Source organism: Micromonospora sp. NPDC049523, assembly GCF_040676775.1.
Classification (GTDB): domain Bacteria; phylum Actinomycetota; class Actinomycetes; order Mycobacteriales; family Micromonosporaceae; genus Micromonospora_G.
On the sequence record NZ_JBFAPP010000004.1, the window covers coordinates 71,705 to 87,110 of the forward strand.

13 protein-coding genes are annotated in these 15,406 nt (G+C 69.6%); 7 read left to right on the forward strand and 6 right to left on the reverse strand.

Annotation, left to right across the window (positions count from 1 at the left end):
* Position 1: 1 nt before the first annotated feature.
* The 3 genes from rsrA to AB0J90_RS07115 all read left to right on the forward strand — a co-directional run bounded on the left by rsrA (position 2) and on the right by AB0J90_RS07115 (position 1,405).
* Positions 2-289: a mycothiol system anti-sigma-R factor gene (rsrA, locus tag AB0J90_RS07105; protein ID WP_363593066.1), complete on the forward strand. Its 288-nt coding sequence runs from the start codon at positions 2-4 to the stop codon at positions 287-289.
* A gap of 376 nt (positions 290-665) precedes the next feature.
* Positions 666-881 (forward strand): biotin/lipoyl-binding carrier protein, encoded by a 216-nt coding sequence (locus tag AB0J90_RS07110; protein ID WP_326562702.1) that lies wholly within the window; start codon positions 666-668, stop codon positions 879-881.
* A complete protein-coding gene (locus AB0J90_RS07115; RefSeq protein ID WP_363593067.1) occupies positions 878-1,405 on the forward strand; it encodes a GNAT family N-acetyltransferase in 528 nt (175 codons plus the stop codon). Before AB0J90_RS07110 ends, AB0J90_RS07115 begins: the two co-directional genes overlap by 4 nt.
* A 45-nt stretch (positions 1,406-1,450) precedes the next feature.
* Here the strand turns inward: AB0J90_RS07115 and AB0J90_RS07120 are convergent, their stop codons facing one another.
* Positions 1,451-2,023, reverse strand: coding sequence for a TetR/AcrR family transcriptional regulator (locus AB0J90_RS07120; protein WP_363593068.1), 573 nt, complete (start codon positions 2,021-2,023; stop codon positions 1,451-1,453).
* Between the two features lie 117 nt (positions 2,024-2,140).
* Between AB0J90_RS07120 and AB0J90_RS07125 the strand changes: the two genes are divergently transcribed.
* Positions 2,141-3,739: an MDR family MFS transporter gene (locus AB0J90_RS07125; protein ID WP_363593070.1), complete on the forward strand. Its 1,599-nt coding sequence runs from the start codon at positions 2,141-2,143 to the stop codon at positions 3,737-3,739.
* 59 nt (positions 3,740-3,798) lie between these two features.
* Here AB0J90_RS07125 and AB0J90_RS07130 read toward each other — a convergent pair whose 3' ends face one another.
* Positions 3,799-5,616 (reverse strand): tetratricopeptide repeat protein, encoded by a 1,818-nt coding sequence (locus AB0J90_RS07130; RefSeq protein ID WP_363593072.1) that lies wholly within the window; start codon positions 5,614-5,616, stop codon positions 3,799-3,801.
* A gap of 219 nt (positions 5,617-5,835) precedes the next feature.
* Here AB0J90_RS07130 and AB0J90_RS07135 point away from each other — a divergent pair, with 219 nt between their 5' ends.
* Both AB0J90_RS07135 and AB0J90_RS07140 read left to right on the forward strand, forming a co-directional pair.
* The gene (locus tag AB0J90_RS07135; RefSeq protein WP_363593653.1) at positions 5,836-6,870 is read left to right on the forward strand and encodes an SIS domain-containing protein; all 1,035 of its coding nucleotides are present in this window, start codon (positions 5,836-5,838) and stop codon (positions 6,868-6,870) included.
* A gap of 48 nt (positions 6,871-6,918) precedes the next feature.
* On the forward strand, positions 6,919-8,439 hold the full coding sequence (locus AB0J90_RS07140; RefSeq protein WP_326562707.1) for a histidine kinase N-terminal domain-containing protein: 1,521 nt from the start codon (positions 6,919-6,921) through the stop codon (positions 8,437-8,439).
* A 120-nt stretch (positions 8,440-8,559) separates the two neighbouring features.
* On the opposite strand, the gene AB0J90_RS07145 is transcribed toward AB0J90_RS07140, so the two are convergent.
* Entirely contained in the window at positions 8,560-10,017 is a 1,458-nt protein-coding gene (locus AB0J90_RS07145; protein WP_363593074.1) for a glycosyltransferase family 39 protein, read from the reverse strand.
* A gap of 140 nt (positions 10,018-10,157) precedes the next feature.
* Positions 10,158-11,681, reverse strand: a complete 1,524-nt coding sequence (locus tag AB0J90_RS07150; RefSeq protein ID WP_363593076.1) for a hypothetical protein — start codon at positions 11,679-11,681, stop codon at positions 10,158-10,160.
* A gap of 279 nt (positions 11,682-11,960) precedes the next feature.
* Here AB0J90_RS07150 and AB0J90_RS07155 point away from each other — a divergent pair, with 279 nt between their 5' ends.
* Positions 11,961-12,977, forward strand: a complete 1,017-nt coding sequence (locus tag AB0J90_RS07155; RefSeq protein ID WP_363593078.1) for a glycosyl hydrolase — start codon at positions 11,961-11,963, stop codon at positions 12,975-12,977.
* Between the two features lie 39 nt (positions 12,978-13,016).
* On the opposite strand, the gene AB0J90_RS07160 is transcribed toward AB0J90_RS07155, so the two are convergent.
* Together AB0J90_RS07160 and AB0J90_RS07165 are read right to left on the reverse strand one after the other, a co-directional pair.
* On the reverse strand, positions 13,017-14,090 hold the full coding sequence (locus AB0J90_RS07160) for a glycosyl hydrolase (RefSeq protein ID WP_363593080.1): 1,074 nt from the start codon (positions 14,088-14,090) through the stop codon (positions 13,017-13,019).
* The gene (locus tag AB0J90_RS07165) at positions 14,083-15,402 is read right to left on the reverse strand and encodes a glycosyltransferase family 2 protein (RefSeq protein WP_363593082.1); all 1,320 of its coding nucleotides are present in this window, start codon (positions 15,400-15,402) and stop codon (positions 14,083-14,085) included. The genes AB0J90_RS07160 and AB0J90_RS07165 overlap by 8 nt, the downstream gene beginning before the upstream one ends.
* Positions 15,403-15,406 lie beyond the last annotated feature (4 nt).

Below are 15,406 nucleotides of genomic sequence, written 5' to 3' on the forward strand. Positions count from 1 at the left end.
CGTGAGTTGCGGTGAACCGCACGAAACCGATTGTCGTGAGGTGCTTGCCGAGGTCTATCTGTACCTCGACCTGGAATGCGCCGACGAGCGACGGAATCTGATTCGCGACCATCTCGACGACTGCACCGGATGCCTGCGCGAGTACGGCATCGAGCAGGAGGTGAAGGCGCTGGTCGCCCGCTGCTGCGGCAACGAGACCGCGCCGACGGAGTTGCGTGAGCGGCTCCGGCTCCGCCTCACCGAGTTGGTCTTCGAGACCGACCAGTCCCGCGAATTCCTGCCGGACTGACCGACCCGACCCCGGCTCTCATCGCCGGGGGATCGGCCACCTCGCCCGAGCGTACGCATCGACGTCGTACGCATCGACGTTGTGGTCCCGCGCGGGCCCTGGTTCAGGGCCCGCCGCGGGACCGCCGAGCATCTCCGCCGGGCGGCGTCGAGCTTCGGTCAGGAGTTGGGGCGCTTGCCGTGGTTGGCGGCGCTCTTCTTCCGAGCCTTCTTCTTGCGAGACTTCTTCGCCATGCTGGCCTCCCGTCGGACAGGTTCTCCCGGGACCGGGAGTCGACCCGATGATGTTAGTCCGCCCCGCCGTGGCCCCGGCGCGGGCCGGCTCATGATTGGATACCGTTCGCAGCAACACTGCGTCGACGAGGGAGGGCCACACCATGGCCGAGGAGATTCGCGCCGAGATGGTGGCGAACGTCTGGAAGGTCGTCGCCACCGCTGGCGACACCGTTTCCGAGGGCGACACGCTGGTGATTCTCGAGTCGATGAAGATGGAGATCCCGGTCATCGCGGAGTCCGACGGCGTGCTCAGCCAGCTCGCGGTCAACGAGGGCGACGTGGTGCAGGACGGTGACCTGATCGCGGTCATCGAATGACGGATCTGCTCGTCCGGCTCGCGGTGCCGGCGGATTTCCCGGCGATCGCCGAGCTGACCGTGGCGGCGTACCGGGCGAGCGGCCAGCTCAACAGCGAGCACGACTACGCCAAGACGCTGAACGACGTCGCCGGGCGGGCGGCCGAGGGCGAGTTGCTGGTGGCCGTCGACACGCGTACGGACACGGTGGTGGGGGCGGTGCTGTTCGTGCTGCCCGGCACCCCGTACGCGGAAGTCTCCACCCCCGGCGAGGCGGAGTTCCGGATGCTGGCGGTCGATCCCGAGGCGCAGGGCCGGGGCGTCGGCGAACTGCTGGCCCGGACCTGTGTGGCCCGCGCCGCCGAGCTGGGTTTCGGCGCGGTGGTGATCTGCGTACGCGACTTCGTGGTCGGCGCCCAGCGGCTCTACGCCCGGCTGGGTTTCGTCCGGATCCCCGAGCGGGACTGGGCCCCGGCCGCCGGGGTGGACCTGCTGGCATTGCGCCTGGAACTGGCTCCGGTGACCGCCGCTACGGGCGTCGCCTGACGTCGTGTTGCCCGGCGGGACCCGCCGGGCAGGCAGTCGCGCGGCCTACGGCGTGCTGTCGATCCGGTCGACCAGTTCGTGCGCGATTTCCAGGGCGAGTTCTCGCCGCTGCGCGTCGGTGATCTCCGGGCTGCGGATCGCGAACCAGCTGCTGTGTACGGCGAACAACGCGAGCGTGGCCCGCAGCTGTGCGGTCGGTGAGTCTTCCGGCCAGGCCAGCACGGTGGCGAGTTGGAGCAGTCGCTCCCGCATCATCTGCCCGGCCGGCAGGCTCTTGAGCACGGTCTGGTTCTGGTCGAAGAACCGCATGACCGAGTGCCCGGTGCTGGCGAAGAACTCGTCGGCGTAGCGGCTGAGCAGTTCCCGCCGTCGCGCCGCCACGTCGACCGGCGGCTCCGCACCCATCTTGATCAGGCCGTCGAGCCGGTCGAGCCGGTCCTCGACGAAGCTGTTGACGATGTCGTCCTTGCTCTTGAAGTGGTAGTAGAGGGCGGCTTTGGTCACGCCCAGCCGTTCCGCGATCTCGCGCAGCGATGTCTTCTCGTAGCCCTGCTCGGTGAAGAGTTCGAGAGCGACCGCTTGGATGCGGGCCCTGGTGTTGCCTGTGTTGTCAGACACCCGACCCCCATATGTCGAATTGGCTTGACTGGACCTGGCCGCCAGCTTACCGTACGGCTAGTAAGGGCGCTAGCCGGCCGGCAAGTAAGTTGGTTGCAGCTCAGGGGGAGCTTACCGATGACCACAACCGAGCAGGCGGTGGCACGACCGAACATCCGGGTCGTGCTCACCGGTCTCATGATCGCGATGATGCTCGCGATGCTCGACAACATGATCGTCAGCACCGCACTGCCCCGGATCGTGGGCGAGTTCGGCGGGCTGAACCACTTCACCTGGGTAGTGACGGCGTACGTGCTGGGCACCACCGTCTCGACGCCGATCTGGGGCAAGCTCGGCGACCTGTACGGCCGCAAGGCCGTCTTCCTCACCTCGATCGTGATCTTCCTGATCGGCTCCGCGCTCTGCGGCATGGCCGGCTCGCCGATGCTCGGTGGCACCAAGGACGGGATGATCCAGCTCATCGCGTTCCGGGCCATCCAGGGCCTCGGGGCCGGCGGTCTGATGGTCGGCGTGATGGCCATCATCGGTGACCTGGTGCCGCCCCGCGAACGCGGTCGCTACCAGGGCCTGATGGCCGGCATCATGGCCATCGCCATGGTCGCCGGACCGCTGGTCGGCGGCTTCATCACCGACAACCTCTCCTGGCGCTGGGCGTTCTACGTGAACCTGCCGCTGGGCGGCCTCGCGCTGATCGTGCTGATCACCCGGATGCACCTGCCGAAGTACCGCACCGAGCATCGGATCGACTGGCTCGGCGCGGCCCTGCTGTCGGTCGGCATCACCGCGATCGTGCTGATCACCACCTGGGGCGGCAACGAGTACGACTGGACCTCGCCGCAGATCCTCGGCCTCGCCGCACTGGCCGTGGTCAGCCTGGCGATCTTCGCGATGGTGGAACGGCGGGTGTCGGAGCCGATCCTGCCGCTGAACCTGTTCACCAACCGCAACTTCGCGGTCATCTCGGCGGTCGGCTTCCTGCTCGGCTTCGCCATGTTCGGCGCGATGAACTTCCTGCCGCTGTTCCAGCAGACCGTGCAGGGCGCCTCGGCCACCAACAGCGGCCTGCTGCTGCTCCCGCTGATGTTCGGCATGCTGGTCGTCTCGATCATCGCCGGTCGGATGATCACCAAGACCGGCAAGTACCGGATCTACCCGATCATCGGCGGCGTCGCGATGACCGCCGGCATGGCGCTGCTGATGATGATCGACGTACACACCAGCAAGACCGTGCTGTCGCTCTACATGGTCGTCCTCGGCGTCGGCATGGGCTTCCTGATGCAGACCTCGATGCTGATCGCACAGAACAGCGTCGAGCAGAAGGACCTCGGTGCGGCCAGCGGCGCGGCGACCTTCTTCCGGTCGATCGGTGGCTCCTTCGGCATCTCGCTGTTCGGCGCCGTCTTCGCCAACCGGCTGCACGACAGCCTCTCGGACAAGCTCGGCGCACAGGCCGCGGACCAGCTCACCAGCGGCGGCGGGGGCGGGGTGGACCCGGCGAAGCTGGGCGAACTGCCGGCCAACGTACGCGACGGGGTGCTCGGCGGGCTGGCGGACTCCATCTCCGGCGTCTTCACCTGGGCGGTCTTCTTCGCCGCCGCGGTCGCGGTGCTCGCCTGGTTCATCAAGGAGATCCCGCTGCGCGACTCCAACGCCCCGACCGACGAAACCCCGGAGGAGCAGGCCGAGACCGCCCTGGCCAACGCCCCGGTGCACTGACCTGTCCGTACGAACGCGCCGGTCCCGTACCCAACGGGGCCGGCGCGTTCGTGTCTACGTCAGGGGCGCGGGCGGCGCAGGTGGTGCCAGAGGCGGGAGAGCCAGCGGTACGGGCGGGCGGCGGGGGTCTCGGTGGCCAGGATCGCTCGTGCGGTAGCCCGGGTGTCCGGGGTGATCTCGGGGGTGGCCAGGACCAGTTGTGCCAGCGAGCGGGCGATCGAGACGGGCCGCTGCTGGGCCACGGCGACACTGTCGGCGAGCCGTTCGGCGGCGATCGTGGCGACGTCGGCGCGGACCGCCGGGTCGACCCAGGCCGCGGTGACCAGCGCGCACAGCGCCGCCTCGGTGACCCAGTCCTCCACTCCCCAGACCAGGTCGACCAGGACCCGGCGCCGGGTCGAGTCGGCCCACGGTTCGTCGGTGCGGTGGTGCAGCAGCCCGAGGCAGGCCCAGACCTGCACGCACCGTACCCAGAGGGTCGGGTCGTGCTCGGCCAGCGTCCGCCCCAGCGGGGTGGCCGGCGGCGCGGGCGGGTGCACCAGCAGCCCGAGCAGGTCGTCGACCTCCAGTGTGGCCAGGCCGACCGCGGCGTCGTACGCGGCCGGCGGGTGCGGCCAGGCCGGGTGGGCGAGCTGCCGGATCCGGTCGACCGCGGTGGGTGACGGTGCCGGCAGCGCCGGTACGGCGATCGTGCCCTGATAGCTCCAGAGCCGTCGGGCCGAGGAGCGCCGGGGCTCCCGGATGTCCGGGGCGGCCACCTCGGCCACCTCGACCGCCAACCCCGGTACGGCAGCCGCCACCGCCCGCATCGCGCTCGGCGGTTCCAGCCCGCTGAGCCGCAGCTGGCCGCCCCGGACCGGGCCTTCGTCGGCCAGCACCTGCCGGAGCACGTTGGTGACCGCCTCGCCGGCCGCCGGGATCTGCCCCAGCCAGGGCTGGCCCTGGCAGCACTCGGCGAGGTCACCGTGCTCGTGGGTGTCGTCCGGGTGGTCGCGGCGGAAGTCGGCGAGCGCCACCAGGTGGTCGAGCCTGCCGTCGCGCTGGTAGCGGAGTCGGTGACCGGTGTGCACCGCGCAGTCGAAGGTGGGGTCGCGCAGCAGGGCCCGGTCGATCCAACCGAGTGCCTCGTCCAGGCGCCCGTGGTCGGCCAGGGTGCCGGCGATGTCGGCGTACACGGAAAGGTCGTCGGGGTCGTGGTCGACGGCCCGGTTGAGCGCGGCGAGCGCCTCGGCGGTGCGCCCGGCGCTGCGGTAGGCGTAACCGAGCCACACCTCGGCGAGCTTCGACGGCATGATCCGTGCCCCGGTGTCCGCCCAGGCCACCGCCTGGTCGATCGCGCCGACCCGGCGGGCCAGCGCGGACGCCGCACCGAGCAGGAGGCCGTGGTCCGGGTACGTGTCGATCGCGTGCCGGGCCAGCAGCAGGTACGGCCGCAGCGGCTCGCGTTCGTCCTCGTCGACCGGGTCGGCGACGGCGGCGCAGATCTGCATCAGCAGCCGGGCGATCTGCTCCGGGTCGAGCAGGGCTGGCAGTTCGGGGGTGCTGACCCAGGGCACCCCGGCCCAGTCGGCGCCCGGCGCGTGCGCGGTGGCGGCGGCGAGCAGTTCGAGACCCTCGTCGGGTCGGCCGGTGGCGGCGAGCAGGTGGGCGCGGGCCACCACGGCACCGATGAACGGGTGGTGGTCGAGCGGGAAGAGGTCCACCCCGCCCTCGCTGCGGGCCGCCAGTCGGGCCAGCACCTCGTGCACCTCGGGCATGGTCGGCGCGTACGCGAGCGCGCCGGCAAGGTGCCCGGCGGCGTGTCGCAGGTCGCCCTCGTCCAGGGCCAGCCGCGCCAACGCCAGCTCACCCTCGGCCGACAGTCGCGGGTCGTCCATTCCCTCGGACACTCCCTCGGACACGGTGTCGGCCTCTCGTCGCGCGTTCGTTCCCCCCTGGGTCGGGAAGCCTAAAGCATGATCGGGAGAGGCGGTGATTATCTGCTCGATACTGCTTGCTTGATTGCTCATACGCTTCACTTCGTGCAAGACTGAGCATGAAACGCGCGGCAATCGCGCATGGATGGGGAGGTCCTCGTGGCACATCCGGGAGCCGGTATGGCGGCCGACATCGCCGAGCAGCCGGACGGTTTCGCGCGCCTGCTGGAGCCGGAGAACGCCGACGCGATCGCCCGGATCGCCGCCGTCATCGCCGAACGCCGCCCCCGGCACGTCGTGTTCACCGCCCGCGGCACCTCCGACCACGCCGCGCTCTACGCCGCGTACCTCACCGAGATCCGGCTCGGCCTGCCCGCCGGGCTCGCCTCGCCCAGCGCGGTCACCCTCTTCGGCGCCCGCCCCGACCTGTCCGGCGCGCTGGTCATCGGGGTCAGCCAGAGCGGCGGCTCGTCCGACCTGGCCGAGGTGCTGCGCCAGGCCCGCGCCTCCGGTGCGCTCACCCTCGCCGTGACCAACGCCCCCGACTCGCCGCTGACCGGGGTCGCCGAACTCTCCGTCGACGTCGCCGCCGGGCACGAGCGGGCGGTCGCCGCCACGAAGACGTACACCGCCGAGCTGTTCGCCCTGCTCATGCTCATCGAAGGGGTACGCGCCGGCAACGGCGTACTGCCCGCGGAGGAACGGGCCGCGCTGGCCGCCCTGCCGGCGCTGGCGCAACGTACGCTCGCCGACCCGACCGCCGGCCAGCTCGCCACCCGCTACCGGTTCGCCGCCCGGGTCGTCACCACCGGCCGGGGTTACGCCTACCCGACCGCCCGCGAGGCGGCGTTGAAGCTGATGGAGACCTCGTACCTGCCGGCGCTCGCCTTCTCCGGCGCCGACCTGCTGCACGGCCCGCTCGCCATGACCGACCCGGACGTGCCGGTGCTCGCGGTGGTCGGCGCCGGTCCCGGCGGCACGGCCATGCGTGACGTGCTCGCCCGGGTCGGCGAGCGCGGGGCCGACGTGGTCGCGATCGGGCCGGCGGACGTGTCCGGTGCCACCGCCCGGCTGGTCGTGCCGGAGGTCGACGAGCGGTACGCCCCACTGCTCGACATCCTGCCGTTGCAGCAGCTCGCACTCGCGCTCGCGCTGGCCCGGGGCGAGGATCCGGACGCACCCCGCGGTCTGCACAAGGTCACCTCCACCCTCTGAGTCGGCCGCCATGCCGGCCCGGTGCGGTGGACGTGGCAGGCTTGCCTGATGTCCACGCTGCGCGACCTTGCCGAGGAGCACACGCTGCTCCGTCCGGCCGACATCGACCACCTGCACCGGGTCGCCGGCGACTGGCAGCTCCTGTCCGACCTCTCCTTCGCCGACCTGCTGCTCTGGGTACCGGTGGACGGCGACAACGACGCGTTCCTCTGCGTCGCGCAGGTACGCCCGACCACCGCACCGACCGCGTACCAGGACGACCAGGTGGGGCGGATCGTCGGCGGGCCGGAGGTGGCCCACCTGACCATCGCGTACACCCAGGGGCGGATCTGGCGCGAGGGTGACCCGGTCTGGTACGGCGACACCCCCGCCCGGCACGAGGCGATCCCGGTCCGGCTGCGCGCCGCCGACGGCGAGTCGGGTGAGGTGATCGCGGTGGTGGGGCGGGACACCAACCTCTCCACCGCCCGTACTCCGAGCCAACTGGAGCTGAACTACCTCACCACCGCCGACGACCTGGCCCAGATGCTCGCCGACGGCACCTTCCCGCCGCCCCGGCACCCGGGCGAGACCACCTCGGCGCCCCGGGTCGGGGACGGGCTGGTCCGGCTCGACGCCAGCGGGAAGGTCACCTACGCGAGCCCCAACGCGCAGTCGGCGTACCGGCGGTTGGGTTTCGCCTCGCATCTGGTGGGGGAGGACCTGGCCGCGCTGAACACCCGACTGGCCGCCGACCCGCTCGACGGCACCGAGGCGGGCAACCGGGTGCTGGCCGCGCTGCGCGGCGAGGCGCCGGCCCGCCGGGAGATCGAGGCGCGCGGTGCGACCGTACTGACCCGGGCATTGCCGCTGATGCCCGCCGGGGTGCCGATCGGCGCGCTGGTCCTGGTCCGCGACATGACCGAGGTACGCCGCCGCGACCGGGCCCTGATCACCAAGGACGCCACCATCCGGGAGATCCACCACCGGGTGAAGAACAACCTCCAGACGGTCGCCGCCCTGTTGCGCCTGCAGGCCCGCCGGGTCGACATCCCGGCCGCCAAGGCGGCACTGGAGGAGTCCGTACGCCGGGTCGCCTCGATCGCCCTGGTGCACGAGACCCTGGCCATGTCCAGTGACGAGGCGGTGGAGTTCGACGGGATCGTCGACCGGGTCGCCTCCGCCGCCACCGAGGTCGCCGCGACCGAGGTGGCGGTACGCATGCGCCGGGAGGGCACGTTCGGCGTACTGCCGGCGGAGATCGCCACCTCGCTGGTGATGGTCCTCAACGAACTGCTGCTCAACGCGGTCGAGCACGGCTTCCCGCCCCCCGACGAGGAAGGCGGCATGGAGGAGGGCGCGGCCGAGGTGGTGGTGTCGGCGCACCGGTTCCGCAAGCAGTTGCACGTGACCGTCGCCGACAACGGCCAGGGGCTGCCCGCCGACTTCGACGCGGCCAGCGGTGGCCGCCTCGGTTTGCAGATCGTCCGTGCCCTGGCCACCGGGGAGCTCGCCGGCACCATCGAACTGCGCAACCGCGCCGAGGGTGGCACCGAAGCCGTCCTGGTGGTCCCGCTCGGCAAACGGTGAACCGGAACTGGTGGTCCGGGCCGTTTTCCGGGGTCGGGTGAGGTCTGGACGGGCCGGCTGACGGGTCGGGGGCGGGCTAGCGGGTCTGCACGGGCCGGCTAGCGGGTCTGTACGGGCCGGCTAGCGGGTCAGGAGGGTGACGGTCAGGCCGGGGACGGTCCAGGTCCGGGTTATCCGGAAGGTGTCGCGCAGGGCGGTGGCCTTGGCGGGACTGGCGGCGGCCAGCGGGTCGGACCCGTGCTTCCCACGGGTGAGCAGCCAGACGCGGGTGACGCCGGTCAGGCAGGTGGCCGGTCGGGGGCACTCGGGCGTGTCCAGGGTGGCCGCGGCTACCGGACCCTCGACCGCGAGCACGTCGCGCGGGTGGTGCTCGCCGAGGTAGTACAGGACGGCGATGTCCAGGAAGGCACGCGGGTCGCGCGGGGAGTAGACGATGCCGTCACCGGGCTGCTGGTGGGCGCCGATGATCCGGGTGGCGGCCGGATAGTCGATCGGCGCCGAGCGGGGTGTCTCGTGCGTACGCCGGAGGTTGGCCTGGGCCGGTGCGCCGAGCAGTCCGGCGAGCGCGACGATCGGCACCGCCCAGCGCAGCCGTAGCGGCGCCAGCGTGCCGGCGGCGAGCAGGCAGGCGAACGGCGCCGTGAAGAGCAGGTAGCGCGGCACCCAGAGCGGGGTGAGCAGCCCGCCGACGTACAGCAGGGCGGCGGGGAGCAGCACGCAGGCGCCGAGCGCCACGCCCCAGCGCCCCCGGGTGACCAGACCGATCGCCGCCAGTCCGACCAGCAGACCGCCGACGGTGCCGTTCTGGAGCAGGTCGCCGGGCAGGTCGGGCAGGTCGGTGAGCGTCGGTGGGCGTACCCAGTTCAGTTGCCGTGTCTGCTGGTCGCGGCCGAGCCGGGCCAGCGGTGCCAGCACCAGGATCGCCGGTACGAGAGCGAGCGGCCAACGCCACAGCCGCCGCTCGTGCTGCTGCCGCCAGGCGAGCAGTACCGCCACCGCGTGCCCGAGGACCAGGCTCGTCGCCAGCAGGTGTGACAGGCCCAGGCCGACCAGAGCGGCGGCGTAGCCGGTCCAGCGCCACCAGCCGGGGCGGTCCAGCGCCCGTACCAGCAGCAGCGTGGCGAGTACGGCGAACAGGGTGGCCAGGGCGTACGGGCGGGCTTCCTGGCCGTACCGGGAGGTGCTCGGCAGTACGGCGAAGAGCAGCCCGGCGATCAGCCCCACCTGCCCGCCGAACAGCCGCCCCCCGAGTACGGCGACCAGCGCCGCCGCGCCGGCCAGGCTCAGTGCGGCCGGCAGTCGCAGGGCGGTCACCGAGTCGCCGAAGAGTTCGATCCAGCCGTGCATGAACAGGTAGTACGCGACCGCTACGCCGTCGATGTTGGCGGCCAGCCGGAGCAGGTCGCCGGTGGGACGGGAGGCGGCGCTCCAGGTGGCGAGTTCGTCACGCCACAGCGGGGCGCGGTCGATCTGGACCAGGGTGATCGCCAGGGTCAGCAGTGCCGGCCAGAGCCAGGACAAGCGGTCGAGCCAGCTCGACGACGGACGGGCCTCCCCGGTGCCTGCCGGCAGTGGCATGGTCGACCCTCGGAGATCTGTTCGGTCGAACTCTGTGTCCGAGTGCTGCGGTCGGCAGCTCATGGACCTTCCGCCAGCATATGGAGGCGTCGGCTCGACCGGACGGGTTTTCGGCAGGTATCCGAGGGCGGGTGTCCGGTTCAGAAGGGGGTGACCACGACCAGCGACATGGCGTTGCGACCGAGGTGGAAGGTGGCCGTGAGGCTCGACGTGGCAGGAATCGTGTACCGCTCCACCCGCTGGAGATCGGAACGGGTCGGGTCGTACGCGTAGTTGCTCGTGGTGGCGTCCACCAGGTAACGCTCGACCAGGATGTTGCCCTTGGTGTATTCGCTGGGCAGATCGTCGACCCTCAGGTCGACCAGATACTGCGCGGTCCCGTCGGTCCACTGGTAGTTCGTGGCGAGGATGGCGATTCCGGTCCTGTCCCGGGTGGCAAGGGCATTGACGCCTATGCCCTTCGGGCTCAGTGGGCCGGCAGTGGCCTTGATCCGTTGACTCTTGAGCTTCCGCTGCATCGCGACCAGGTTGTAGTACGGGTTGACCTTGCCGTCGGCGCCGTCGACCAGCAGCGATTTCCGGTCGTTTTCGCCGTGGTCGAAGACCCAATGCATCACCATGTCGGTGCCGCCGGCGACGTAGTAGTAGCCGAGGGTGGACATGGCCGCGGCCTGGGTCAGCAGGTCTTCCTCGAAAGTGGTCCCGGTGTTCGCGCCGGGGAAGACGCCGTACTCGGTCACGTAAACGGGCGTCGCGGGGTCCAGATCGCGTTCCGACAACCACTGTTGTGCGGTCTTCTTCTCGGTTTGCGCGCTGGCCGGGTCGTCACGGCGCCGGTACTGGTGGTAGGAGAGGAAATCGAGTCTCTTGGTGGGCTCGGAGTCCGCTCGGAACCGGTCCAGGAATTCCTTCAGGAACGGCGAATCGAACGTGTACGCGGCGGGCCCGCCGATGCGCAGTGGGACGGCCGGGGCGAGTTCCTCGTTGAGTTCGTTCACGATGGAGTATCCGACCTTGTACCAGGTGTAGTAGTCGGCCGCGCTGATCGGGGCGCGCTCGACCGGACTCGGTTCCCAGGTCTTGTCGGGCTCGTTGAACAGCTCGATGTACCGCAGACTCGGATAACGCTCTTTGTAGTGCCTTATGCCTGCCTTCAACACGGCACGGCACCGCCCCGGGTCGTTCGGCGTCATCAACTCCGGATCGCACTGGTCGAAATTGGCGAAAATCTGTTCGGACAGGCGGTCGAGCTGGTCCGCGTACGCGTAGAAGCGCTTGCCGCCGCCCGGCGTCGGGTAGTCGAAGTCGTAGCTGTCGGTGAGATGGTCGTAATAGCTCTCCGGCTTGAACCAACCACGGAGGACGACCGGTTCGAGTTGCGCTATCCGCTTCTCGTCGAGCGGGGTGAGCGTCTGTGATGGACCGCTCTGGTTCTGGTACCTGGCCGGGTTGTCGAGGGCGCCGAGTTCGGTGCCGGCGGCGACGGTGACGGTCGCGGGGAGACCGCCCGACGGTGCGGTCGGCGGCACGGTCGACGGCGGGTCGGACGCGGGTGCCGCCGCGCTGCGCGGGTCCGCCTGTGGGCGTAGGACGATCGCGATGCCCGTTGTGACGGTGAGGCAGGCGACGAGCGCTCCCACCCAGAACAATGCCCTCTTGGACACCCGGTAGCCATCCCTCCCCGGGCCCGCTGTTCCGCGCACCGCGATTCGTCGGTCACCCGTTGCGAGCAGCGGTACGACCATGCGTTCCGCATCGGATCACGGATCCGTAAGGGATTGTACCGACGATTACCCGAGCGCGTTCTGCCGCTACCATGAGAACTGGTGGTCAGGCGTGTTGCGAGTTCGTGGCAGGTGCGTTCGCAACGGGCTCTGCCGTTCCGTTGATGCTCGGGGGCCGGTATTCCGGGCAGCGTCGAGATTCGTTGGAGGACGCACGTGGTGACCGCTGGCCGTAGATCGGCCGTACTGCTATTGGTCGCGCTTGCAGCGGCCGTGAGTTTGGCCGGGTGCGGGTCAGGCGACCGTTCGCCGGCCGAAGTGGCCGAAGCCGAAGTGCCGAGTCGGGTGTTGGGCGTCGCAATGGATCCGTGGCACGTCGACGAGTGGGCCGGCGCGGTGGGGGCCCCACCGACCATGGTCATGGAATTCGAGGCGTGGAGTCGTAATCGTACGATTGACACGCACTTCGCCGAACTCCGACGACAGGGCGTCAGGACCTTCATGCTCACCTGGGAGCCGTGGCAGTCGGTGAGCGCCGACAAGGGCAGGGTCGCCCAGTACGTCGAGCAGCCGGAGTTCAGTAACGCGGCGATTGCGGCAGGTAAGAAGGACGAATACATCAGGAGCTGGGCCAAGTCGGTCGCGGCCTCGGGGCTGCTCGTCTACGTACGCTATGCGCACGAGATGAACGGTAACTGGTATCCGTGGAGTCGGGACCCGGCCGGGTATGTCGCAGCCTGGCGGCACATAGTGGACATTTTCCGCGCGGAAGGTGCCACGAACGCCCGCTTTGTCTTCTCGGTCAATCCCTCCATCTTCGAGCCGGCGGAGGACTGGACGAAGAATTTGCGGGGTTACTGGCCCGGCGACGACTACGTCGACCTGCTTGGTTCGACGATGATCAACTTCGGTGCCCGCAAGGAGTACAGCGTCGCGGACTTCGTCGCCCGGTTCGAGTTGGCCCGAGGGCTCTTCAACAAGAAGTTCATTCTCACCGAGGTCAACACCGCCGCAGCGGGACGGGTCAAGTGGCTGAGCGATCTGCGTACCTGGCTCGACACCGGGGGCGCCGACTGGGTGGAGGGGCTCGCGTTGTCCCAGGCTGAGTCCCGTGGCGCGGCGCAACTCGGCGACCGGGTCGGTGACCTGTCCTGGAACGTGGTGGACGACCCCGAGACGCAGCCGGTGATCCGCGGCATCCTGCAGGACTTCGAGAAGGCGCCGCCGAGGCCCTAGTTCCACGGGGTGGCCGGGACCAGCCCGGCCACCCCGGTCTCAGCCGCGGGGGGCGGGAGCGAGTTTCAGGCTGGTCACACCGGTCCGGAACGCCTGGGTCGTCTGGGCATTGGCGGTGAACCGCCAGTCCGCGTTGCCGCCATCCTTGGTGCTGTACTCGAACCAGACGAAACCGATGACCTCCGGATGCTTCGGCAGCCACCGGAAGAAGTCCTGGATCCAGCCGACCTTGCGCGAGCCGGGCTGCACGCCGGTCTCGGTGATCACCACGGGCTTCCGGGTCACCGCGCGCAATGCCTTCAGTGTGGGGTCGAACACCGGTGCCGCCGTGCTCTCCGCGACGGCGTAGCCGACCATGCCGACCCAGTCCACGTACTTGTCACCCGGATACAGCGCGCTGATGCTGACGCTGGGTACGGGCCGGAGGATGTTCGGGCTCCAGAGCCAGATCGCGTTGTCGGCGCCGACCTTTTCGAAGATGTCGTGCACGTGCCGCCAGGCGCGGACGTACTCGCCCTTCTTGTTGCCCGACTGCCGTTCCGACCACGGATACCAGTTGCCGTTCATCTCGTGGGCGAACCGGATCGCGACCGGCAACCTGGCGTCCCGCAGGGCGGTGGCGAAGCGGGTGATGTACGGGTCGAAGTCGCCCTTCTCGATCTTGGATAGGGCGTAGGCCGGCTGACTGGTGCCGCTCTTGATGCCGGCCCACGGTTCCCACGAGATGATCGGTACGGCGCCCTGCTCGTAGCTGCGCTTCACGACGTCCGCCCGGAACTCCTCGGTCCACTTCGTGAACGTCATGATCATCGAAGGCTTGGCGCCGGCGCTGGTCGACAGTTCGCCGAGTCGTGCGCTGGACCAGGGCACGTCCGGGGAGCTGAGCCCGAAGTGCTGACCGGGCAGCGCCAGCACCGCTTCCTTCGTGATCACCGTCGGTTCCGACGAAGGGCTCGCGGTGACGCTGGTGACGGGAGCGGGCGCGGCGGCGGGTGTCGGTAGGTCGCCGGTGCCCGGCTTGAGCAGCCACCCGGTGATCGCCGCCAGCACCACCCCGTTCGCGACCATCCAGATCCGGAACCTGCGGCGTGAGGCCTGCTTCTGCTCAGACACCGATCATCACCGAAGCCACCAGCATGAGCCCTCCCAGGGCGTACGGGATCAACCGGAGCGGGTTGCGTTCCTTCTCGCCCGCGAACCCGCCCGCCCTGGTGCCCCAGCCCGCGTTGTGTGCCATGCGGAAGAAGCCCAACACCCGTACCGGCATCAGCAGCAGGGTGTTGATCATCATGAAGGTGGGTAGGTGGACCAGGTCACCGGGCCGGTGGGCGAAGTGTCGACCGAACCGGATGGCCAGCGACAGGGTCGTCAGCAGTCCGCTCAGCACCAGGACCGCGGCGACCGCGACCACCGGACTCGCGGGCAGCGGAAGAGTCCGGTAGAGCTCGGAGTGCACGCCGGAGATGAGCGAGATGGCCCAGGAGATGAACGAGCCGACGAGGACGAACGGGACCACGATGTCGGCGATGTAGAAGACCGCGAGCAGGGGTGTGCGGCGCAGCATCCATCCCAACATGCGCAGGGTGTTGTACTGCGACCCTCTGGCCCAGCGGTACTGCTGCTTCGCCAGCTTCTTGAGTTCCGTCGGAGCGTCGGTGTAGACCAGGGAGGTCGACTGGTAGACGGTCCGGAAGCCGCTCATCAGGGTGTAGTTGGTCAGCGTCCGGTCGTCGCTGACTTCGAGGAAGACACCGAGGAACTTCTCGCTCATGAAGCGTTCCATGGTGCGTACCAGGATCGACCGGCGGAACGCGATGGTCCGCCCCGGCAGGCACCCCACGGTGCCCAGCACGCTCATCGCCGGCATCGAGTACTCGTTGCGGACGTTCTCCAGCCAGTCGGCCCACCGGGTCAGCACGGTGCGCCCGGGGTCGAGGATCCGCTGCTGGGTGGTCACTCCGCCGATCCGGGGATCGCGGAACGGTTTGACCAGTTCGGCCAGGGTGTTCGGCGTCCAGACCGTGTCCGAGTCGACCAGTACGGCGATGTCCGAGGTGGCCAGGCCGACGCCCACCTTGAGGGCGTTGCGCTTACCCGGGATGTCGGTCCACGCCCAGCGCACTTCGAGGTCGCCGCAGATCTTCTCCAGCACCTCGTTGCGCGGCCCGTTGATCACGACGATGACCTCGGTGGGGCGCTGTTCGAGGATCCGGTCCAAGACGGAGCGGAACAACTCCTCGGGTTCGTCGACCACGGGAATGATCACAGACGTGGTCACGTCGTACGGGGTTTTCCACGGCCGATAGTGGCTGGCCAGGCTGACGCGCAGAATCCAGAGAATCCAGATCATGAGCATGAACGCGGCGAACAGGAAGAATTGCCCGCTCTCCGTCCAGGCCCGAATTTGGAGGATAAATGCAAGCATTCGG

What these genes read in the sequence shown, in the direction of transcription:
- AB0J90_RS07110 (WP_326562702.1), top strand. Translation starts at nt 666, where the DNA reads ATGGCCGAGGAGATTCGCGCCGAGATGGTGGCGAACGTCTGGAAGGTC.
- AB0J90_RS07115 (WP_363593067.1), top strand. Translation starts at nt 878, where the DNA reads ATGACGGATCTGCTCGTCCGGCTCGCGGTGCCGGCGGATTTCCCGGCG.
- AB0J90_RS07125 (WP_363593070.1), top strand. Translation starts at nt 2,141, where the DNA reads ATGACCACAACCGAGCAGGCGGTGGCACGACCGAACATCCGGGTCGTG.
- AB0J90_RS07130 (WP_363593072.1), bottom strand. Translation starts at nt 5,616, where the DNA reads ATGGACGACCCGCGACTGTCGGCCGAGGGTGAGCTGGCGTTGGCGCGG.
- AB0J90_RS07135 (WP_363593653.1), top strand. Translation starts at nt 5,836, where the DNA reads ATGGCGGCCGACATCGCCGAGCAGCCGGACGGTTTCGCGCGCCTGCTG.
- AB0J90_RS07140 (WP_326562707.1), top strand. Translation starts at nt 6,919, where the DNA reads ATGTCCACGCTGCGCGACCTTGCCGAGGAGCACACGCTGCTCCGTCCG.
- AB0J90_RS07145 (WP_363593074.1), bottom strand. Translation starts at nt 10,017, where the DNA reads ATGCCACTGCCGGCAGGCACCGGGGAGGCCCGTCCGTCGTCGAGCTGG.
- AB0J90_RS07165 (WP_363593082.1), bottom strand. Translation starts at nt 15,402, where the DNA reads ATGCTTGCATTTATCCTCCAAATTCGGGCCTGGACGGAGAGCGGGCAA.